This is a genomic window from Cytobacillus solani (genome assembly GCF_001420595.1).
In the GTDB taxonomy this organism is placed as follows: Bacteria; Bacillota; Bacilli; order Bacillales; family Cytobacillaceae; genus Cytobacillus; species Cytobacillus solani.
Window position 1 is genome coordinate 3,159,526 of record NZ_LJIX01000006.1, and the last position, 21,542, is coordinate 3,181,067.

Annotated in this window: 20 protein-coding genes and 1 other RNA gene; 5 read left to right on the forward strand and 16 right to left on the reverse strand. The window is 36.8% G+C overall.

The window, feature by feature from the left end; all coding sequences use genetic code 11:
• Positions 1-31 precede the first annotated feature (31 nt).
• The 8 genes from AN957_RS17645 to AN957_RS17675 form a co-directional block, all read right to left on the reverse strand.
• On the reverse strand, positions 32-1,165 hold the full coding sequence (locus tag AN957_RS17645) for a THUMP domain-containing class I SAM-dependent RNA methyltransferase (RefSeq protein ID WP_053476753.1): 1,134 nt from the start codon (positions 1,163-1,165) through the stop codon (positions 32-34).
• Between the two features lie 10 nt (positions 1,166-1,175).
• Positions 1,176-2,888 carry a putative bifunctional diguanylate cyclase/phosphodiesterase gene (locus AN957_RS17650; protein WP_053476754.1) on the reverse strand — a complete coding sequence of 571 codons (1,713 nt, stop codon included), beginning with the start codon at positions 2,886-2,888 and terminating at the stop codon, positions 1,176-1,178.
• Positions 2,889-3,063: 175 nt separating this feature from the next.
• Positions 3,064-3,466, reverse strand: an RNA gene (rnpB, locus tag AN957_RS27000) — RNase P RNA component class B.
• Positions 3,467-3,547: 81 nt separating this feature from the next.
• Positions 3,548-3,850, reverse strand: coding sequence for a cell division regulator GpsB (gene gpsB / locus AN957_RS17655; RefSeq protein ID WP_053476755.1), 303 nt, complete (start codon positions 3,848-3,850; stop codon positions 3,548-3,550).
• Between the two features lie 78 nt (positions 3,851-3,928).
• Positions 3,929-4,495 (reverse strand): SLOG family protein, encoded by a 567-nt coding sequence (locus AN957_RS17660; RefSeq protein ID WP_053476756.1) that lies wholly within the window; start codon positions 4,493-4,495, stop codon positions 3,929-3,931.
• A gap of 173 nt (positions 4,496-4,668) precedes the next feature.
• Positions 4,669-4,986: a CotD family spore coat protein gene (locus AN957_RS17665; RefSeq protein WP_053476757.1), complete on the reverse strand. Its 318-nt coding sequence runs from the start codon at positions 4,984-4,986 to the stop codon at positions 4,669-4,671.
• A 324-nt stretch (positions 4,987-5,310) separates the two neighbouring features.
• The gene (locus AN957_RS17670) at positions 5,311-6,576 is read right to left on the reverse strand and encodes a ribonuclease H-like domain-containing protein (protein ID WP_053476758.1); all 1,266 of its coding nucleotides are present in this window, start codon (positions 6,574-6,576) and stop codon (positions 5,311-5,313) included.
• Positions 6,566-8,851, reverse strand: a complete 2,286-nt coding sequence (locus tag AN957_RS17675; RefSeq protein ID WP_056685390.1) for a DEAD/DEAH box helicase — start codon at positions 8,849-8,851, stop codon at positions 6,566-6,568. Before AN957_RS17675 ends, AN957_RS17670 begins: the two co-directional genes overlap by 11 nt.
• A 209-nt stretch (positions 8,852-9,060) precedes the next feature.
• On the opposite strand from AN957_RS17675, the gene AN957_RS17680 reads away from it, so the two are divergent.
• A complete protein-coding gene (locus AN957_RS17680; RefSeq protein ID WP_056685392.1) occupies positions 9,061-9,753 on the forward strand; it encodes a Crp/Fnr family transcriptional regulator in 693 nt (230 codons plus the stop codon).
• A 131-nt stretch (positions 9,754-9,884) separates the two neighbouring features.
• Positions 9,885-10,355, forward strand: coding sequence for an Hsp20/alpha crystallin family protein (locus AN957_RS17685; protein WP_053476761.1), 471 nt, complete (start codon positions 9,885-9,887; stop codon positions 10,353-10,355).
• Between the two features lie 36 nt (positions 10,356-10,391).
• Here AN957_RS17685 and AN957_RS17690 read toward each other — a convergent pair whose 3' ends face one another.
• The 3 genes from AN957_RS17690 to AN957_RS27005 all read right to left on the reverse strand — a co-directional run bounded on the left by AN957_RS17690 (position 10,392) and on the right by AN957_RS27005 (position 14,357).
• Positions 10,392-12,785: an ABC transporter permease subunit gene (locus AN957_RS17690; RefSeq protein WP_056685393.1), complete on the reverse strand. Its 2,394-nt coding sequence runs from the start codon at positions 12,783-12,785 to the stop codon at positions 10,392-10,394.
• A complete protein-coding gene (locus tag AN957_RS17695) occupies positions 12,778-13,641 on the reverse strand; it encodes an ABC transporter permease subunit (RefSeq protein WP_056685397.1) in 864 nt (287 codons plus the stop codon). Before AN957_RS17695 ends, AN957_RS17690 begins: the two co-directional genes overlap by 8 nt.
• Before the next feature lie 122 nt (positions 13,642-13,763).
• Positions 13,764-14,357 carry a YppG family protein gene (locus tag AN957_RS27005; RefSeq protein ID WP_075209174.1) on the reverse strand — a complete coding sequence of 198 codons (594 nt, stop codon included), beginning with the start codon at positions 14,355-14,357 and terminating at the stop codon, positions 13,764-13,766.
• Between the two features lie 215 nt (positions 14,358-14,572).
• On the opposite strand from AN957_RS27005, the gene AN957_RS17705 reads away from it, so the two are divergent.
• Positions 14,573-14,755 (forward strand): YppF family protein, encoded by a 183-nt coding sequence (locus AN957_RS17705; protein ID WP_053476764.1) that lies wholly within the window; start codon positions 14,573-14,575, stop codon positions 14,753-14,755.
• Positions 14,756-14,793: 38 nt separating this feature from the next.
• Here AN957_RS17705 and AN957_RS17710 read toward each other — a convergent pair whose 3' ends face one another.
• The 3 genes from AN957_RS17710 to AN957_RS17720 all read right to left on the reverse strand — a co-directional run bounded on the left by AN957_RS17710 (position 14,794) and on the right by AN957_RS17720 (position 16,909).
• On the reverse strand, positions 14,794-15,168 hold the full coding sequence (locus AN957_RS17710; protein ID WP_053476765.1) for a YppE family protein: 375 nt from the start codon (positions 15,166-15,168) through the stop codon (positions 14,794-14,796).
• 68 nt (positions 15,169-15,236) lie between these two features.
• Positions 15,237-15,509 carry a hypothetical protein gene (locus tag AN957_RS17715; RefSeq protein ID WP_053476766.1) on the reverse strand — a complete coding sequence of 91 codons (273 nt, stop codon included), beginning with the start codon at positions 15,507-15,509 and terminating at the stop codon, positions 15,237-15,239.
• A 404-nt stretch (positions 15,510-15,913) separates the two neighbouring features.
• Positions 15,914-16,909, reverse strand: coding sequence for a DUF2515 domain-containing protein (locus tag AN957_RS17720; RefSeq protein ID WP_053476767.1), 996 nt, complete (start codon positions 16,907-16,909; stop codon positions 15,914-15,916).
• A gap of 116 nt (positions 16,910-17,025) precedes the next feature.
• On the opposite strand from AN957_RS17720, the gene recU reads away from it, so the two are divergent.
• Both recU and AN957_RS17730 read left to right on the forward strand, forming a co-directional pair.
• Positions 17,026-17,637, forward strand: coding sequence for a Holliday junction resolvase RecU (recU, locus tag AN957_RS17725; protein WP_053476768.1), 612 nt, complete (start codon positions 17,026-17,028; stop codon positions 17,635-17,637).
• A 53-nt stretch (positions 17,638-17,690) separates the two neighbouring features.
• Positions 17,691-20,321: a penicillin-binding protein 1A gene (locus AN957_RS17730; RefSeq protein ID WP_053476769.1), complete on the forward strand. Its 2,631-nt coding sequence runs from the start codon at positions 17,691-17,693 to the stop codon at positions 20,319-20,321.
• A gap of 31 nt (positions 20,322-20,352) precedes the next feature.
• On the opposite strand, the gene AN957_RS17735 is transcribed toward AN957_RS17730, so the two are convergent.
• Positions 20,353-20,877, reverse strand: a complete 525-nt coding sequence (locus AN957_RS17735; protein ID WP_056685400.1) for a YpoC family protein — start codon at positions 20,875-20,877, stop codon at positions 20,353-20,355.
• A complete protein-coding gene (gene nth, locus AN957_RS17740; protein WP_056685403.1) occupies positions 20,877-21,530 on the reverse strand; it encodes an endonuclease III in 654 nt (217 codons plus the stop codon). The genes AN957_RS17735 and nth overlap by 1 nt, the downstream gene beginning before the upstream one ends.
• Positions 21,531-21,542 lie beyond the last annotated feature (12 nt).

The window sequence follows — 21,542 nt, forward strand, 5'->3', positions numbered from 1 at the left end:
TGGTATTCATGATCAGGAGAATATATGCCCGTTATTTTGTTCTAGGCGGGCGTTTTCCCCAATACTGATAATAATCTGTACGAATAAATCCATTAAATAGCTTTCGCTTCTTAGTGGCAGGTTTTCCATAGAATTGCTCAAATTGTTCATTCGAAGTAAGGATATAAACAGACCATGTATCCAAAGGAGCCAATGCCGCACCCATTTCCGCATACATTTTTTGAACTGCATCCTTATCTCCTAACCGTTCTCCATATGGCGGATTGCCTACAATTACACCATATTCCTTTGTTGTGGTGAAATCTCTCACCTGCATTTGCTTGAAATGAATTAAATCGCCAAGACCTGCTTCAAATGCATTTTCTTCAGCAATTTTTACCATTCTATGATCGATATCAGTACCTGTAATATCTAATGGCTGATCATAGTTTGCTAAATCTTCTGTCTCCAGCCTTGCTTCTTCCCAAACCTTTTCAGGAATCCAGTGCCAGCCTTCAGAAACAAATTCTCGATTGAAGCCAGGAGCAATGTTTTGGCCAATTAATGCGGCTTCAATCGGAATCGTACCAGAGCCGCAAAACGGATCAACAAACGGCTTGTCTGGTGTCCAATTCGTTAGCATAACAAGAGCTGCAGCAAGTGTCTCTTTTAAAGGCGCTTCCCCTTGTCCCGCACGGTACCCGCGTTTGTGCAGTCCGCTTCCGCTGGCATCGATTGTTAATAGGGCTACATCCTTATGAAGTGCCACTTCGATTTTAAAAAGTGGACCATTTTCATCAAACCAGCCAGATTTCTTATAGTGCTTTCTCATTCTTTCAACAATTGCCTTTTTTACAATTGCCTGGCAATCTGATACACTAAACAACTTGGATTTAACAGATTTCCCTGTAACCGGAAATTCAGCATCTTCAGGCAAAAAGTTTTCCCATGGAAGTGCTTTTGTTTTCTCAAAAAGCTCATCAAAGGTTGTTGCCTTAAACTCTCCAATCTTAATTCTAATTCTGTCAGCTGTCCGCAGCCATAGATTTGAGCGCACAATTGCTGACGCATCCCCCTTATATGAGATTCGTCCATTTTCAACCGCGCATTCGTATCCAAGATCTCGTACTTCCTTTGCTACTAAGGCTTCAAGCCCCATAGCTGATGTTGCAATTAAATCAAACATAATTTCACCCTTATATTAAATTGTTCTCATCCCAGTTTTGCAATAATGCTAGTAGCTGATGTTTCGGGAGTGGTTTTGTTATGTAATATCCTTGAATATAGTCACACTTTTCTTTTTTCAATAGTTCGTATTGTTTCTTATTTTCTACCCCTTCAGCAACGACCTTTAAATTCAAGCGATTAGCCATCATAATGATCGCTTCAACAATCGAACTATCCTCTTTATACATGGCTATTCCTTTAATAAAGCTTTGATCAATTTTCAATGTATCGAGAGGAAAGCGTCTTAAGTAGCTTAATGAGGAATAGCCAGTCCCAAAATCATCTATTGATAATTTTATACCAAGCTGCTTTAGTTTAACAAGTTTATCTACTGTTTCTAGTGCATTTGGCATGATCATGCTTTCTGTTAGCTCTAATACAATATGTCGTGTGCTAACATTTGTCTTTTGGAAAATCTCATTTAATGATTTAATAAATCCATCCTGACTAAAATGGAGGGAAGAAACATTGATATTCATTCTAATTTTTGAGCCGTTTAGATGGATGCTGTTTAGGTCTTCACATGCCTTTTGGATGATCCACTCACTTAATGGAACAATTAGCCCTGTCTCTTCCGCTAGAGGGATAAATTCTGATGGAGGGATATTGCCAAGTGTTTTTTGTTTCCACCTTACAAGTGCTTCCACACCTACTATTTCCATTGTATTTGTATCTACAATTGGATGATAAACAAGATATAATTCGTTACGTTCCAAAGCCTTCCGTAAGTATGTCTCTAATATCATTTGTTTAGTTTCATTCTGATGCATATCCTGATGGTAAAGCTCGTACTGATTTTTCCCGCCAGATTTTGCATCATACATCGCTTTATCTGCATTCTTTAGCAAGGTTTCCGCATCGCTTCCATCAAGTGGATACAGGCTAATACCGATACTTGCTGTGACATACACTTCATACCTATCAAGAAAAAATGATTTGGATAAAGACTCGATGATACGTTCAGCGATATGAATAGCTTCTTTCGGGTGCTTAAAATTTGGCAAAACGATGACAAACTCATCTCCGCCAAGACGGGCTATCATATCTTTATTTTTGAGCAAGCCTTTTAGCCTAGAAGATACTTGTTTTAACAATAAATCCCCATAATTATGTCCTAACGTATCATTCACTTGCTTAAACCGATCCAAATCAAGAAATAGGATGGCCAGCTGCTGCTGATATTTTTCTGCCGTTTGTAATAAACCTTCTAATCGTTTATTCAAACTGTACCTATTCGCAACACCTGTTAATGAATCATAATGTGCTAAAAACCTAAGCTGTTTTTCTGTGGTCTTTTGATCTGAAATATCACTGAATACACCAACATAGTTTGTTACATTTCCACTATCATCTTTAATCACGCTAATCGTCAGCCATTCCGGATAGAGCTCATCGTTTTTACGTTTATTCCAGATTTCACCCTTCCATACGCCCGTTTTATATATTTGCTTCCACATAGTTTGATAAAAAGCTTCATCATGTACACCCGATTGCAGGATATTAGGATTATTACCAATTACTTCTTCCGCATTATAACCTGTGACAATTTCAAATGCGGGATTGACTGATATGATTCTGCCGCGGGCATCGGTAATCATAACTCCTTCACTCGTATTTTCAAAGACTTTCATTGCAATCTTAACGATATTAAGTGAATCTCTTTGTTTTATAAACTCCAACATAATATATTCATCCTTGCTCGCATAACGTTATGAGTCTTTTACGTTTCTTCTATTATCACGTTTGATAAGTCATTCACATCCTCTTATCATATATGTATTTATGCGTAAATACAAGAAAGCTCCCCTTAAAAAAGGAGAGCTTTAATCATGTTTCATAAATTATTCACCAATAACGTTCTGTAAGCCATGTTTTGTTCCTTTGTACTACAAACGGTCATAGACCTCGTACTTAGGTGGTAATCATCTATCTACAGGTTACCATTCGTCACCTGTCCTTCTCCTTGTTCATTTCCTCAGAGAAAGTGCCCCTACCATTATTTGGGTTTCTCGCTCGTGGGGTTTACCTCGTTCCACCCTTTTCATTTCTGAAAAGGCTCCGTCACTGTGGCACTTTCAAGGTAGTCATGCCATATCCAAAGGACTTAGGCATTTTCCCTGCCGTCAGTTCAGCTTAAAGCCAAACTGCCCTAGCTTATGAATTGGCTAGGCACGATCACTACAGGCATCTCAGCTCCGTGCGAGCATGGACTTTCCTCTACAATGTAGCATAATGCTCATTGCAGCGATTACCCGAACGTCATTAATGAGTACAAAAGTTATTATATGCAACTTTCGCTCATATAGCAATGGTATTTAATTTGAAGAAATAGAAAAAAATGTCAATCGTACAATTTGCTGCCAAAAACATGTTTTTCTAAGTTAGATAAACGTTTTAAAATGTCAAAATTTGTCGTACCCGCTGTTTGTGATGCTGTTGGTCGCCTAGAAGCATCATCTAATTGCTTCTTTAATTTCATGTTTTCCTGCTGCAAATCTTCAATTTCCTGATAAAACATTTCGTAATCTTTAATGACTAAATCTAAGAACTTGTCAACATCCTCTGGTTTATAGCCTCGCATGCCTGACTTAAATTCTTTCTCTAAAATATCTTTTGCTGTTAATTTGATTTTATCCGAATGCATAACACTCACCTCAATATACACCAATCAGTATTTATATTTTTTCAAAGATATGCATATTTGTCAATTTTTCTTACTCTTTTAAAAATAGTCTTGTTCTTTCATTTGTTCTTCTTCAACAATTACTTGTAAATCATAAAAATTAATTAAGCGAATATCATAATTGTTCTTTTCTTGCTGTCTTTTTGCAGTCTCAAATAGGTACTTTGGGCTTCCTTCTTTTTCTGTATCATAAAACAGCAGAAGGACATCACTTTTTTCGACAAAGAATCGATTTTTTAAGCGAAATTGCCAAGAATTTTCATAGGGCTTTCTTGAAACAGAGTCAATAAAGTCCGCTTGGGCTAAAATCGATTCATACCATTCCTTGTTCTGTTCTTTCCAAGTCTCCTCCTGGTTCAGAAAAGGAGTAATTACCCCTAGCTGCAGGTCAGGATATTCTTCTAATTGCAGTTCAAAGACAACCTCAGCAGCCCATAATTCCGTACCAAGCTGGCCGCTAATAATCACCCACTCCAGCCCTTCCTCCAGTAAAGAAATAAGCTGATTTCTTATTGCTTTCTTGATAAATGCAACTGCAGGATCATCATCCTTAAAGATTCCAATTTCAAAAGGTTTGTAACCTGAAATGATCGCAATCTTTGCCAATTTTCGTAAGCCCCTCTATGTATGCTCTAATACTTGAAATTTTGCCTTAAAAGGGAATGAGAGTCAATTATTATTTTTATTAGGAAAATTAGCATTTATTATTATATTATATAAGGAAACAAGGGCTCTATGCCCTTGTTCCAAACGAAACCGCATCTCTTTCGCAAACCTACCTATCTACCAAAAAAGCCCGGTCTTGGTACACCGAAGCCTCCTGCTGCTGGGCCACCGAAGCCTCCTGGGCCAGGCCCGCCAAAGCCACCAGGAACTGGACCTGGTGATGCAACAAACTGCTGATTCGTTACTTGATTCACAGTTGATTGCGTTTGTGGGAAATAATGTTGGTGCTGGAAGTTAATGTGGTTTACATTCGTTGTATGTGTTGGATGAATATGTGGAACCACATTGTTTTGGAACGTATGGTTTACACAACATTTTGTTGGATGAACAATTGCTGGCAATACATTAGTAGGTCTTGGTCCGCAATACATTTAAAGATCCCCTTTCTACATAGTTTACTTACATTAACAGCCTATGTTAAAAGGGTTAATCTTGTACTAATGAAAAAGTCTAATTTATACCCAATTTAAAAATGAATTTAAAACATGCTATAAAAACTATCTCTAAAATTACTAAAAAGTATAGCTGTAAAGATAATAACGATAAAAAATATGAACAAGATTGTCTTATACATGCCAGTCAGCCTCACATAAATTATTCCTGCCTAAATACACCACACAATTATACATTTTACAGTTTTCAATATGGACAAACAACTAGGAAATAGTGGGTTTTTAAAATAATTTGATAGTTGCTCAAAATGAACGATATAATCTCTTGTTAAGCCTCTCTAATCTTTTCATGATTTCTTGATGACTAATTGTTAGTTTCCTATTGTTAACACTTTGCAATTTTTGAGAAATTGCTTCTGCATTTCTAGTAAAATGAATCGCCTTTTGCAGATTTTTTTCTCGATGCTCATATATCTTTGCTATTTCAATACATGCCTCTAGCCTTATCACGTCTTCATTTCCTTGATCCACAACGTCTTCCCATATGTGTAGTGCATCCATCCATTTTTTTTCTTTCTTGTATTCAAATGCAAGTGCATGCTTGGCTGCAGCCGTTTCACTGTTAGTGGTGTTTGCCAAACGAGAAAATGATTCTTTCGCTCCTTCTGCTTCTCCTACGTGAGAAAACCATCTTCCTATTTCATACATTTCCTTAGCTGTTTGTTTTTGATCAAGGCCAAGAATTTGAAATGACAGATGTGTATATAGGCTGATGAGCGATAAAATATCTATTTCATTGTGCTTTAATATCCCTAGCATTCCTTGTGGATCTTTCCTTTCCACAAAGTCAAAATAGATCATCGGTGCTAAAAAGCCTGGAAGATCATCCTTTCGTTCAATTCCTAGCACTTCCTTCTCTACAATAGACAACTTCATTCGTTCTAATTTATGCTTCCACATTCTTCTTGATGCATGGTATAAATCAAAGTGTCCAAACGATGGGAGTTTAGGCACATGTTCTCGTATTAATGTATGCTGGGTTTTTACCTGTGGCCAATCAAAGGACTTCCCATTATACGTAGCCATCGTTGTATAGTCCGCACTTTCAAGAAAACTTTGATATAAAGGGACCTCTGCTCCAGGAGAGGGAAGGATATGTTGTTTTAAATGAATTTCATCTCCTGACAATCTAGCATGGCCAAGAATAAAGATTGAATTTCCCACACCTCCGCCTAAACCTGTTGTTTCTGTATCAAAGAAAACGAAGCTTTCAGGTTTAATGCCTGCAGCTGAAAGCGGATGTTTCATCCCGCTTTCATTCCAAGCATTCACTGCAATTGAGAATTGGGAAAATGTATAGATTCCATGTTGTTGGTCAATTGGAAACCTTCGTTCTCTAATTAGGCAATAGCTTCCATCAAAAAAATAAGGAGTCACGCCTTCGTTTTCCCATACTTCTATAAAGGGAATTTCACTTTCGATGGATTGACATGTTGTGAGGACACTTTTTGTGCTCACTTCGTGTGACAGATGTGATTTTAGCCTGTTCAGCTTCTTTTTAATTGACATGTATCTCACCATTCATAAACGTTTCAAATACTTTCAGAACATCAGCCTTTGCTGTTTGTGAAGAGGAATCAATGCCAATGCATGAAGGACATCCATGGGCACATTGACATTTCTTCACTAGATCACTAGCCTCTTTCAAAACAAGCTGGAATCCATCAAATATTTTTTCACTCAATCCGACTCCTCCTGGGTAGCGATCATAGAAGAAAATAGTTGGTTTTTCATTATGAGCTGCTTTCACTTGAGGAACAACATGAATATCTTGTGGATCACACATGACAAATAAAGGAGCAATTGATTTAAGCGCATGTGATGTACCTATTAGCCCTTGCTCTAATCTTTCTTGATTAAATTGCCCGATATCTTTATGTAAAGAAATCCAAGCAGCACTTGTGTGCAGTTCCTCTTCTGGGAGCGAGATCGGTCCAGAACCTATATTTTCATGTGTTTCAAATTTAATTTTCTTAAAAATTGTTGCCATTGCTGTGATACTTATATCCCCATAACCGATTTCGCCTGATGAGATGAATTGCTGCTTATCCTGTTCTAGAACTTTTAGCTGCACGGCAAGATTAGCATCTGTGAAATAATCAACATCCACTTCTCTTACAAATGCCTTCTTTTCCTCCCAATCAAGCAGTTCTACTTGAAACTGTCTGCCTTGATGCAAATAAACGGCTTCCTCATGTAATAAAGTCATTGCGGAAAAACGATCCATTTCACCAATAACCTTAACATTCGCTACATCAGTTTGATCAATAATGACAACATTTTCTTGGGAGGCAGAACGAAGGCTTATATTGTGAGCTGGAAATGAGTCATTCATCCAGTAATATTTATCGCCATTTTGATAAAGAACCCGCTCCTCTGCCAAGTACTCAAGCACTTCTTCTGTTTCAAAGGAACCGAACTGCTCACCTGCCTTGAATGGAAGCTCGTAAGCTGCACACTTCATATGGTCAATTAATATGATCAAATTATCTGGATTAATTCTTGCCGTTTCCGGACTGCGCTTGAAAAAATAATCAGGGTTTTGAATAATAAATTGATCAAGAGGACTGCTTGATGCGACCATAATCACAAGGGATTCACTATGCCTTCTTCCTGCCCGTCCAGCCTGCTGCCATGCGCTTGCAATCGTTCCAGGATATCCTGTCATAATACAAACCTGCAGCTGCCCAATATCAACACCTAATTCAAGTGCATTGGTACTTACTACTCCAAATATCTCGCCTGAACGGAGGCCTTTTTCGATCTCACGCCTTTCCGTTGGCAAATAGCCTCCACGATACCCGCGTATAGCTTTTGGCCCCAATTTATGCTTGATAAGCTCTTGCAGATAAGTGACTAATATCTCCACCCGCACACGGCTTCTTGCAAAAACAATCGTCTGAACCTTATTTTTCAATAGTTCACTTGCAAGTTTTCTTACTTCTAGTGTAGCACTTCTTCTAATATTTAACGGATGATTAACAATCGGAGGATTGTAAAAGACAAAATGTTTCCTCCCACTTGGTGCTCCATTATTATCAATAAGAGAAATACGTTTTTCTGTGAGACTTTCTGCTAACTCAAGCGGATTGGCAATCGTCGCAGATGTACAAATAAAGGTAGGATTACTTCCATAAAACCTGCAAATTCTTTGTAAACGTCTGATCACATTTGCTACATGGCTTCCAAAAACACCTCTGTATATATGGAGTTCATCAATCACAACATATTTCAGATTTTCGAATAGCGAGACCCATTTCGTATGATGAGGTAAAATAGCCGAATGGAGCATATCCGGATTTGTAATTACAACATGTCCCGCTTTTCGTACCTTTTGACGAATATTCGAAGGGGTATCTCCATCATATGTATAGCTGTTAATTGGCAGGCCTGCCTCTTCGATAATTTCATTAATTTCACTCTTTTGATCCTGTGCTAAGGCTTTTGTCGGAAACATGTATAATGCCCTAGAATTTGCATCATTTATGATCGTCTGCAAAACTGGCAGGTTATAGCATAATGTTTTCCCTGAAGCAGTCGGAGTAACAGCCACAATACTTTTTCCTTGAATGGCTTCTTCATAAGCAGATTTCTGATGGGTGTAAAGTCTTGTAATTCCCCGTTTCTGTAATGCTTCCTTAAGAGCTGGGTGTATGTCTAAAGGCAGCTCATCCGTACTAGCTTCCTTTTCTTCAATTGTTTGCCAATGAACAATGTTTTCTTTAAATGATTCAGCTACTTTTAAATGATTCATTATTTCATTAAGGTCTTTTCGCACTTTCATTTCATTCACCTCATACCTATCATTCTAGCGAATAAGCGTTCGTTAAAAAAGAGATTCCTTGTATTTTTTTCTTATTTCCATTGCCAAATTTACCCTTTCATTAAATCCTTTCATATAACGTTCAAATTTTTGTCATGAATACGCTTTTTTCAAATGTTTTTTTTGTTACAATATTGGTAATAATGGCTTTTACCAGTAGAGGTGAAAATATGGAAACAATCGAAATTAAAAAAATGCTTTCTCAATTTACCCTTTTCCGCGGGCTTAGTGATAAAGAGATGGACAAAATAGTCGGTATTTCAATCTCAAGAGAATGGAAGAAAGGAAGCCACATCTTTATGCAGGACGATCCGCTTGAAAATGTTTACTTCATTCAAAGCGGCCGGATCAAAATTTATAAAAGTGATATAAACGGAAAAGAGCAGATTGTCACAATTGCCAAAAGCGGGGATATGTTCCCTCATGTCGGCTTCTTCCGTAAAGGGGGATATCCAGCTTTCTCAGAAGTACTCGAAAATGCCAAACTAGTTGTTGTTCCGATTGATCAGTTTGAGAGTGTCTTAATTGAAAACCCTGAATTATGCATTAAAGTATTTAATGTTCTGGGTGAAAAAATTGTGGATTTACAAGAACGATTGGAAGCACAAGTATTAAATAACACGTATGAACAAATAATTAAACTACTCGTACGTTTAGCAAAGCTTCATGGAGAGGTGCTTGAAAATGGTTTATTCCTTTTGAAAGCTGAATTTACAAACAAAGATCTTGCCAATATGATTGGTACGACAAGAGAAACTGTCAGCAGGACGTTAACTAAGTTGAAAAAAGATAAATTAATTGAAACAGATGCCTCTGGCAATATCATTATCGATTCCGAAAAGTTATTAGAAGAGATTATTTAACAAGAACCGTGATTCCTACGGTTCTTTCTTTTTTTCGCCAACTGGAACAATTACCCACCTTTTTTCATAAGATATCATGGCGTAAATACTACAAAGACGGCCTACGCTTTTCTATGAAAGGAGCTATAATTATGAATGAGCGGAATAAAAAAGAAAAAAATGAGCCTTTTGGAGATTTAATGAAATCAATGAATCAATTTTTCCATGAAAAGCCTGTAAGAGGTTTGTTACAAACGATGGATGAATTCTTCAAAAATCCGTTCACTTCTTCTGCATCATCATTTCAGGTAAGTGTAAGCGAAACGGATGATGAGCACGTCATCTCCGCTGAACTTCCAGGTGTGAATAAAGAACAAATCCAACTTGATGTGATTGATAATTATGTCACAATCACTGTCCTTTCCTTAGAATCCATCAAAGAAGAAAACGATCATAAGGAAATCATCAAAAAACAGACTTCAATGAAAAAATCAATTAGAAGTATTCCTCTTCCACAGCCAATCGATGAAAATAAAGTAAAAGCTTCCTATCAAAATGGTTTATTAAAAATACGTATACCTAAGCAAAAAGGAAAAAAAATAATGATTGATAAAATCGAATAAAAAACAAGCAGCGTTTTAGACTGCTTGTTTTTTTGTCTATTTATTTAACCAACCATTAAAATAACCAGATGGAACTAAGAAATAATCCTTTGTAAAACGAACAAATTCTTCCGTATTCACTTCCTTATACATAAAGTGATGATAGTAATCTGAAAGGAACTGCATGCTCACTTCCTTTACATCATCCCCTTTTAATCGATACTTTACCTTCATCATTTTTAACAATTCGACTGTAGGCTGCCCATACATGTAGCCGGTATGCTTCAATTCATGGACTGGAACGTTAGAATATTGTCTGCCCAGACCAGCTTCTTTAATCAAATCCATCCGGTGTTTAGGAATAGCAAACGCCTGTTCCTCCCTCTGATTTTCCGCAGCATAAAAATACATAGATGTCGCAAATTCTGTTATCCCTTCGTCAATCCAGCCCTCATTATATTGATCATTCGCCACGACCCCATAGAAATATTGATGGGCAATTTCATGGACTATCGAGGTACGGTAAAAATTCATATCTTGAATATACGGATTGATCGTTACAACTCCAGGGTATTCCATAAAAGGTCCGTTATCAAGGATGATATCCAATTGTTTATGAGGGTAAGCACCAATTTTTTCTTGATAGAATGAAAGTGCACCTTTAGCAAGTGCTAATGAATCATCGATTTTCTTGTCATGATCGCTTTTTGTAAACAAGCGGATCTTCACTCCATCATTTGCAGTCGTTTCATGGATATCCATATCCTTTGTAACAGCAATGAAAAAGTCCCTTACCTTTTTCATTTTTACAGTTCCCTTATTTACTCCAGGTTTAGGGTCCTTTTCCGCGGAGGAAATTAATGTATAGCCTTCTGGAAGCTTATATTCTACCCTATAATTGGCAAAGTCAACATGATAGGTCTCTACACCATCAGAATAATCCTCTTTGTTCCACTTGCCATTCTGATAAGTTGCAAGCATTGGATACCATTGAGCTAAGTAATAATTATCTTTTTCTTTGGAAAAGCGAACTCCCTGTTCTGGAGGGGTAAACTCATATTCAACCTTTACCGTATGTTTCCTTTTTTCTTTCATATTGTTAGGGAGGACTATCTTTAGTGTATCCTTTTCCAAGCTGTAATCAGCCTTTTCCCCATTTACTTCAATCTCCTTCATTTTCACTTTGGCACTGCCTTTAACTGATTCAAAAGCATGCCCCTCTTTAAATACATTAGGAATAAAATAAAATACGAGCTCATCCCAATCATCATCCGATTTGTTCTTCACTTGAATGGTTACTGCCGTATCAAATTCCCCATTTTCATCCATTTCAAGCTGCATTTCGTACGCAGCTTTACTAAAATTCTTCACACCCACATCAGAATCTTTCGTTAAATAAACATATGTGCCTGCCCCAATAAAGACGATAATCAATGAAAGGAATGCTAATTTTTCCCCGCTCGGTGACCTAAATTTACTTTTTTCGCCAAACTGTTTTCTAACAGGCTTCATACGTGGTACTTGTCCAATTTTTATCCAAGGTGTCCTAGCATAATTCGATTGAAATCGATTCTTCAAACCATTTGCAAGCAGACTAAATGAAATAGTCGTAAATAATAACACGATTAATGGAACAATGAGAATATGAGTATTCCCATATATATTTAATCTTGCCTGACCAACTAAGCCTGATAACTCCTTCGTTACTGAAAGGTAAATAAGTGGGTCAAAACGCACGAGCGTTCCTCCAACAAATATATTTACCAAAGCAAGCTGACCCATAATAGTAATGACATAGACAATTTCAAGAATAAACATAACTAAAATGGTTTCTTTCAATTGCGGAAAAATATGCTTCCAAATGAGTCTGTTCCTACTTGCTCCTAACGCTCTTGCTGCCTCTATATAAACGGATTTATTTAGTTCAGCTGTTTTCAGCCTAACAGAAGAAACAATACTCGGTATACTTATTATGGATGCAATAAGAATAAAATAGCCTAGCAGTGTATTCGTTTCTAGCTGACTATTAAAATTGATCGGTCTCATAAAAAAGTAAAGAATCAAAAATAAAGGCACGTAGCTCCATGCATTTTCAAAGGCAATCATCCAGCTAGGTGTCCTTTTCCATTGCCCTATATATAAACCAAGTACCGTACCGACCAGCATTTTTATCAATGTGATTGCTAATGCAATAAACACCGTATAACGAATGCCATGAAAAATCATTGACAGTAAGTCGTACCCCCATTTATCGGTTCCTAATGGATAGTCCTTTGATTCAAACGGCTCCATTGGGGGTGATATAACTTTTCCATCCGTATACTGTGTTTCTAGTGTTTCTGTCAACGAATGCGACGCCATCATCGGTCCAAATACACATAGAAAAAGTAAGAGCGAAACACAGAATATTCCTATGTATAGTGAGAAGTTAATTTTTAATAGTTTATTCATAAATAAATCCTCGTTTGAATAGATAGAATACTAATCTTACTGATACATAGACAATCGCTGATATTAACAGCATGGCAAACAGCCCAATCGCAATCGGCTGAATCTCATTGCTTTGAAAAATAAACTTTGTAATGCCTGAAACATTTAATATGTATTCAATGATAAAAAGGTTTCCAATCGCTAGAGAAATGACCTTTACTAATTCAGCTGTAATGAAAGGTTCAATATTTTTATATACATGCTGGAAATTTATATAATTTAAACTCATCCCTTTTGCGACAGCTGTTTTAATATAATCTTCGCTGCTCGTTTGAAAATACTTAACAGCAATTAATTTAAATAAATAGAGCGTTGGTGCGATTGCAACGAGTAGTGTTGGAAACCAAGTATTTAATGCACCCGCATCTGGTCTTAGCGAGATTACTCTTATTCCTGTCCATCTATAAATTTTCACAGCAAGAATCATTGACATAATTATGATAATAAAATCGGGTATGGCAGCCAAGATATTAATAAAAAAGTTGAATATTTTAGTTAACCGGAAACGACTAAGGAAAATGCCAAATAGCAAACTGATGATTATGCTTGCATTTACTCCGATAAGCATAACTTTTAAACTCGTTAAAAAGTTGTCTCCTATGTCTTGTTCGATTTCCCTAACCTGTGTGCCCAATTGGTATGAGCCGAGACTTCCTTTACTTACTTCACTTATAAATGATCCATATATTTTAGGTAGTTGTTCAAAGTTCCATTCCAGCTTGTTCTCAGCCGAATTCACTTCTATGATCATCGGCAGTGCAGCTAATGAAAGTATTAAGAGGAAGATAATAATAAATTGCTGTATGATTCTTAACACATCCACTCCTCCTTTCTTATCAAAATCTATTTTTTCACTTTACGTTAGCAATTGTCAATAAAATTATGTGAATTCATATAATTCTACAAATGAAAAAAATGGCCATACAGCCATTTTTCTTCCTACACTTTTATTATTCCCCCTAACCCCTTTACCATTGAAGAGACCTGACTCACAGCATTCATCATCGAACCAGCTGTATCAACCATTTTATTAATATCTAGCGTTCCATCCTGACCTTTAAAGGAGTTCATAATCGATTTAACTCCTGAAGGCTGTTTCGCAATAAATGATTGTTTAGGATAAGGATTCATGTATGGATTAACAGAATATTGCTGCTTCGAGTTTGTAAAATTAGAGTCTGGTTCAGGCTCTAACGGGTTTTGAAAAATACTTTGGATATCATTAGGCTGTTTCTGCTGTCCATACGGCTGTATGCCATAATTATGGTAAGGGGCCGCCCCATGGTATGGATTTACCGATGGATGCGAGATCGGATAGGGATTATATCCATGGGGTGGCATTTGATTATATGGTACTGTTTGCTGGGAATAGGAACTTCCCCATTGTTCTGGGAGATTCGGGTAAAAAGCTGACTGTTGCTGACGGTAAAAATGTTGATTGTACATGCTCGGTCCATAGCGATTCATGTTTGAATACGGCTGATGGGCAGGAAATGGAGCTGTATATGCTGAGTGTCCTCTTCGTCCAAACATGGGCAGACTTCCTCCTTAATGTATTATTCATTAATGTAATTTATGTTCATAATGCCCACCATGTGAATAAAAATGAAATTTAAACACTTTGTCAGATTATGAAATAAACTGTCGGAAGTCTAAATTTTTTAAAAATAATGGACAGCTTCAATTTCATGATAGTATATATAAAAAGAAAAAAGCATTTTTATACAAATTTGAGGAGGGAATTATAAATGAATGTTCACGAACTAAACATGAAGTTTCTTCAAATGCGAAATTACAGTCCTGAAAATGTAAATGAATTACTAGATTTTACGAAGAAGGCGTATATTCAAAATGATATTTGTATTAATGTTTATCGGCAGCTAGTTCGTGAGCTCGAAGCTCAAGGAGCAGAAGTTCCTGAAAGCTTCTAATCTATTTCCCAAATGCTCAAAAAAATTAAAGGGAGTCCTTATTTCAAGGACTCCCCTTCTATTTCATGAATGATACTTGTTAGGATAAATTTTGCTGAAGCTACTACATCATTAAATCTTGAACGGCTCGTGTTCGGGAAAAATGCTTGGACCGAAATGGTTTCAATATGTTCAGAGGCAGAATCGATTTGCTGATGATACAAGTTTTTTGGTCCCACATCTTTAATCCATTCATATGCCTGCTTCTTCCATTCATCGTTTACTTCCTTCACTTCATCTGCAAATGGCTTTACTTCTCCGAAAAAGTCTCCGCTCTCGCCTGTTTCTCTAACTTGAATGTATTTCAATGAAAGGGTATCTACGTATGAAAGTAATTTTTGTGTTAATTGTAAAAGCTCTTTATAATCTTTCATTTCTCTTCAACTCCAAAAATAAACGCAGCTTTATATTTCAAGCTGCTGATCATTTCATTGTAATTTAATTAATATCCTAGTTCAAGCTTCATGCTATTTGGACGATGTAATTTACTGGCATTTGCAAGTGCTTCATTTTCTTTTAAGGTGTTTGCTGTCTCATTTTCAAGTGCAGTAAGTTGTTCTTCACATGCAATTATTTTTGCGGTATATTCACTTTGGACATTTTGACGAGCTTTAGATAGACTCGTTTCCAAAATCCCTTCCAGTTCTTCCAATTGGTCAGAAATCTCCGTAAGCATGCTTAACAGTTCTTCTTTTGCAATGATCTTTTTATCCATTGATTTGGCCTCCTTATTAATGCAAAAGTACACAATCTAACCCAAATGTATGTTGTCTTATTACACACTATTCGTCTTGTCTTTTATCAATCCTTCATCACTGACAAAACTAGAAGTGATTCGGCAAATAAAGAAGTATTTTTTAATCACTAACCCGCTTATTCGACAAGATTAAATCAGAATAAAAGTGATGAAAAAAAAGAACACTAACTAAAGGAGGTGTGAAAAATGAAAAAGCAACAAAAACAAAATAAAACACAGCCCAAGAATCTAAACGAAACAAAAACAGGGTACGGCGATAAAAAACTTGAAGGACCTGACCGCCCTTCTACATAAGAGACTTAGCTAGCAGCTTGTACTATAAATAAAAGAGCTGAAATCAGCACGCGTCGATTTCAGCTCTTTTATTTGTTAGATTTAACCCATTCGCTTAAATAGACCCCTTTTTTTAATTGATCCTGCTTCTTTTCATACCAATCAGTTATTTGTATGGGATGTTTATGATCTACCATCTCTTTTATCCATTTTTTCTTAATTCGTCCAGATCTTGACCAGTCTCTCCGATCATGGCGATGATGCTTCACAATCGGATAAGTACAACGTAAAAATGGAGTTGTTCTTATTTTTTTTTGCGCAAAATATTGTTCATAGTCAAATCTTGAGCCCGTATGCTCTGTACGATATGCAAATTCATAAAATCTAGGGTAAAGCATCTTCTCAAACAAAATATCTGCTAATCTCTTCCCTAAATCAATTCGTTTAGAAACGGACTTAAACCCATTCACACTGGCCCCAAATAATTCACCTTCACATGTTGGAAAAATAACTGAGCTAAAATGAAGCCAATCTTGAAAAAAAAATAAAAATGAACGAAAAACAGTAGATTCATAGACAGGATGCTTTATAACTGGTTTTTGAATCACATTCTGCTCATTTATAATTAATGACGTCATTAATCTGTTTACATGTCGTTCCTCCCAAAACATTTGCCACTCTCTTTCCATAAAAGAAGAAACATGAAAAAATTTTAATAAATGAAACATTGGCCGTTTTATTTTCGTCGAATATTGATAGAGCAGCAATTGTGGAAAAGCATCCTGAAAAATAAGCCAGTTAGCACGCTCGTATGTAAAAAAAAGCTTTTTCCGAAAACCTTTATCTAATGCTCTTAAAAATAAAGTCCCTTCAAGATCACACATGTTCCACCCAGCATTTCGGGATACCATACTGGCAAGAAAGGACCATTTAATTTCCGGATTTTTACTATAATAATGATGATAGGCTTTTGTTCTGGAGATGTTATCCATATTACATCTTTTCGTCTTTTTATTAATTTGGGTAATTAATTCAATTTCCTCCACGGAAAGCTGTTTCAATGTTAGTCCTTTTTGATAAAACATTGTTCACTCAGCCTCTCCTTAAGCATTTAGCTTAACTTTTGCAAACTAATACTTTTTATTCAACCAAATCGAACAAAGTTTTGGTATGATAAGAAATAGCTTGTGAGGTGAGTGTAATGAATTTCAATTATCCTAACGGCAAGAGATATATACCGGAAAAAAAGGAGACAATAAAAATAAAGAAAGAGAAAAAATGGTCCTACAGCAACCGTGGAATGACTTTGGAGGAAGATATTAACATAACAAACGAATATTACTTGGAACAGAACATTGCAGCCATCCATAAAAAACCAACACCTCTTCAAATCGTTCAAGTCGACTACCCTAAAAGAAGTGCAGCAGTCATTAAGGAAGCTTATTTTAAACAAGCTTCTACAACCGACTATAATGGGGTATATAAAGGGAGATATATTGATTTTGAAGCAAAGGAAACACAAAATCCAACATCTTTTCCATTAAAGAATTTTCATGATCACCAGATCAAGCACATGGAAACGATCCTTAAGCAAGATGGTATTTGCTTTGTCCTGCTCAGGTTTTCACTTACTGAAGAAATATTTCTTCTTGAAGCAGATCATTTGCTCACCTTCTGGAAAAGGATGGAAGATGGAGGAAGAAAATCGATTACAAAGGATGAAATTGAAACATTTGGTCATCTGATTCCACTTGGATATCAGCCCAGAATTGACTATATTAAAAAAATCGATTATCTTTATAAACTTAGTTAAACAAATTTAAAAGGAATCATATTTTCTTTACAGTCCAGAAAGGATGAATAGATATGGCAGAGAATTATCAATCAAGAGAGGAGCGCAGAAAACAGCATGCTTCTAAACAAAAGAAAAAAGGCGGAAAACAGCCTTCTAAAGGTATTTTTAAACGAATCTTTTTAATATTAATTGCCCTTGGCATTGCAGGTATGCTAGTTGGTGCCGCTACCTTTGCCTTTATGGTAAAGGATGCACCTAAGCTTGATGAGAAAGCATTAAAGGACCCTATTTCTTCAAAAATTCTCGATATTAATGGAGAGCTAATTACGGAAGTTGGCTTAGAAAATCGAGAATACGTTAATTATGAGGACATTCCTAAACTAGTTGAAGATGCATTTCTCGCTACAGAAGATGTCCGATTCTATAAGCATAACGGTATGGATTTAATCCGCTTAGGCGGTGCAGTACTTGCCAACGTTACCCGTGGTTTTGGATCAGAGGGAGCTAGTACGATTACACAGCAGGTTGTAAAGAACTCCTTCCTTAATAATGAAAAAACGTTAAGCAGAAAAGCACAGGAGGCTTGGCTTGCCTTCCAGCTAGAACGGAAATATACGAAACAGCAAATTTTTGAAATGTATGTCAATAAAATATGGATGTCAGAGAGAAGCCATGGAGTATTGACTGCTTCCCATATTTATTTTGGCAAAGAACTTAACGAATTAGAATTACACGAAGCAGCTTTGCTGGCCGGGATGCCACAAAGCCCAGAAAATTACAACCCATTTAAACATCCAGACCGTGCAGAGAAAAGAAGAAATATTGTTCTTTCATTAATGAATCAGCACGGATTTATTACAAAGGAAGAAATGAAGGCTGCACAAGCCATCCCAGTCGAATCAAGTCTAGTTAAGGAAGAAGATAGAAAAAGAAATGATTCACCATATGATGCCTTTGTTGATGTAGTAATTGAGGAAGTAGAAAGTAAATATCCTGATTTAGATATCTCTTCTGATGGACTAACTATTTATACAACATTAGATACAAAAGCACAGGACTATGTTGAAAAAATGCTAAGTTCGAACGATATTGTTCAATTTCCAAATGATGAATTTCAGGCAGGAATAACCTTACTTGATACGAAAACAGGGGAAATTAGAGCAATTGGCGGTGGCAGAAATCAAGAAGTAAAAAGAGGATTTAATTATGCTACCGATTCAAAACGACAAGCGGGTTCGACATTTAAACCAATTATGGATTACGGTCCAGCAGTTGAATATTTAAAATGGGGTACGTACCATACCCTTGATGATAAACCTACCACCTATTCAAGCGGTCAGCAGATGAATAACTGGGACCGGAAGCATATGGGAAAAATGTCATTACGGGAAGCGCTAGCGCGTTCACGTAATACGGCTGCCCTGCAAACATTACAGGCAGTTGAAAAAGAGGTTGGCTTAGATAAGGCAAAGGAATTCGTTAATAAACTGGGTATTGATATGGATGAAGTCTATGAATCAAGTGCAATTGGTACTGAGGAAGTTTCATCATTAGAAATGGCTGGGGCTTATAGTGCTTTTGGCAACGAAGGCTTCTATACTGAGCCACATTCCATTAAGAAGATTGAAATGCGAGATAAGACAACGATTGATGCGACACCTAAGACTGAAGCTGTTATGCAGGATTATACAGCGTTCATGATCACTGACGTCTTAAAAAGTGTTGTGAAGGATTCCTTCGGAACTGGTAAGCAAGCGAATGTACCTAACCTCCATTTAGCAGGAAAAACAGGTACGACAAACTATTCTTCTAAAGAAAAGAAAGATTGGCAAATCCAAAGCGGCGGTGTTCCTGATATTTGGTTTGCTGGCTATACGACAAACTATACAGCAGCCATATGGACTGGATATCCAAACATGAAAAGTTCGATTGCTCCTAAGGATCAAAAGATAGCCCAAGCATTGTTCAAAAATTTAATGGCATATGTTTCAAAGGATGTTGATACACCAGACTTTAAAATGCCAAATAGTGTTGAAAAGGTAGCAATTGAAAAAGGAACCATGCCTGCTAAGCTTGCAAGTGAGTTTACACCTAAAGATCAGATCATTTACGAATATGCAGTAAAAGGCCAGGCACCTAAGGAGGTTTCTGACAAATTCGAAAAGCTTGATGCACCTGTAAATGTTAACGGATCTTATGATCAGCTAACAAATGAAATTGCATTAACTTGGGAATATCCTGAGGAAGCAGAAGATGTACAATATGAAGTCTCGGTTGCACTAAATGATGGAACAGAGCAGCCACTACAGGTTGTATCAGAAAAAGGCATAAAAATTGCCAATCCTGTACCTGGAGGCATCTATCAATTTAAGGTAGTTGCCATTCGAGGTGAAATGCGCAGTGATCCAGCTGCTGTAAAAGTTGAAATACCTATTCCAGAATCTGAAATTGATGATGGATTTGGAGACGGTGATCCAATGGATGACTTTGAAGAAGAAGAAGAGATAGAAGATGGAACATCTGGAAACAACGGAAACGGCAATAATGGAAATGGCGATGGTTCGGGTTCTGGCTGGGGTAACGGTAACGGAAATAACAACGGGACCGAAAATGGCCAAGGCGGCGGAAACACCTCAGGCGGAGACGATACAAACAATGGATCAACCAATCCAGATGGGACTCAAGGATCAGGCGGACAATAAGAATATGAAATATAAAAAAAAGCGTCCTAAGCTATTGCTTAGACGCTTTTTTGATAGCCATATGTTTTACATACTGCTTTTCCATTTCAATCAAAAGCTCATTTAATTGTATAAAAGAATGATAAAGAGCTGGCCGCTGAATAATAAAGCCGATTCTCTCCTCTAAATTTACAGGCTGAACTTTTAATGATTTACTTGATAATGGCATACCAAAATGAACGGGCTGACCATTTGCCCAATAAACAAACTGCAAAAATAAACCTATCCCTTTTTTCATAGGTACGATTGCATCCTTATAATTTCTTTTGGTAAAGATTTGCTCAAGTTTATTTTTTTCAGTATCCCACTCACTTTTTATTAAAGGAATGGAATTCTCATGTGACTGCCAGGGCTTAAGTGCCTCAATATTTGCATAAAAGGCTGCTTCATACAGAAAAGGAATGTTCAGTACCATATTTTGTAATTGACTTTTCTCAACAGTCATTCTTTCATTAGCAGAAAAAAAGAAAGGATTATTCAATTCATTCGGAATGGATAAAATTAATTGCTCACTCATTATGCACCCTTCTCCTTCATGCGCTTTTTCCCTTCTCTGCAAAGTTCGAGCAATGGACATACAGAACATTGGGGATTTTGCGCCTTGCAATGATACCTTCCAAAAAATATCATTCGATGATGCGTAACAGACCATTCGTCCATGGGTACTTTTCTCATCAATGTCTTTTCTACTTCTAATACGGAGTCCTTCCATCTGCAAAAGGCTAATCTTTTGCTTACTCGCTCTACATGTGTGTCAACCGCAATTGCTGGAATGCCGTACGCAACTGAGACAACAACATTTGCCGTTTTCCGTCCGACTCCAGGAAGCTTTGTTAATTCATCCCGATCATGCGGAACAATGCCACCATATTCATCCAGTAGCATCCGGCATAATTTTTGAATGTTCTTTGCTTTATTCCGATACAATCCGATTGAACGAATATCCCCTTGCAGCTCTTCTAAAGAAACATTTAAATAGTCTTCAGGTGTTTTATATTTTTGAAATAGGTTTTTTGTTACTTTATTTACTAAAACATCCGTGCATTGAGCTGACAAAGCCACTGCAATGACTAGTTCAAAAGGATTGGAATGTGTTAATTCACAATGTGCATGGGGAAACATTTCCCCCATTTGATCAAGACAATATCTTATTTGAGTTTTATTTAACATGTATCCACCACT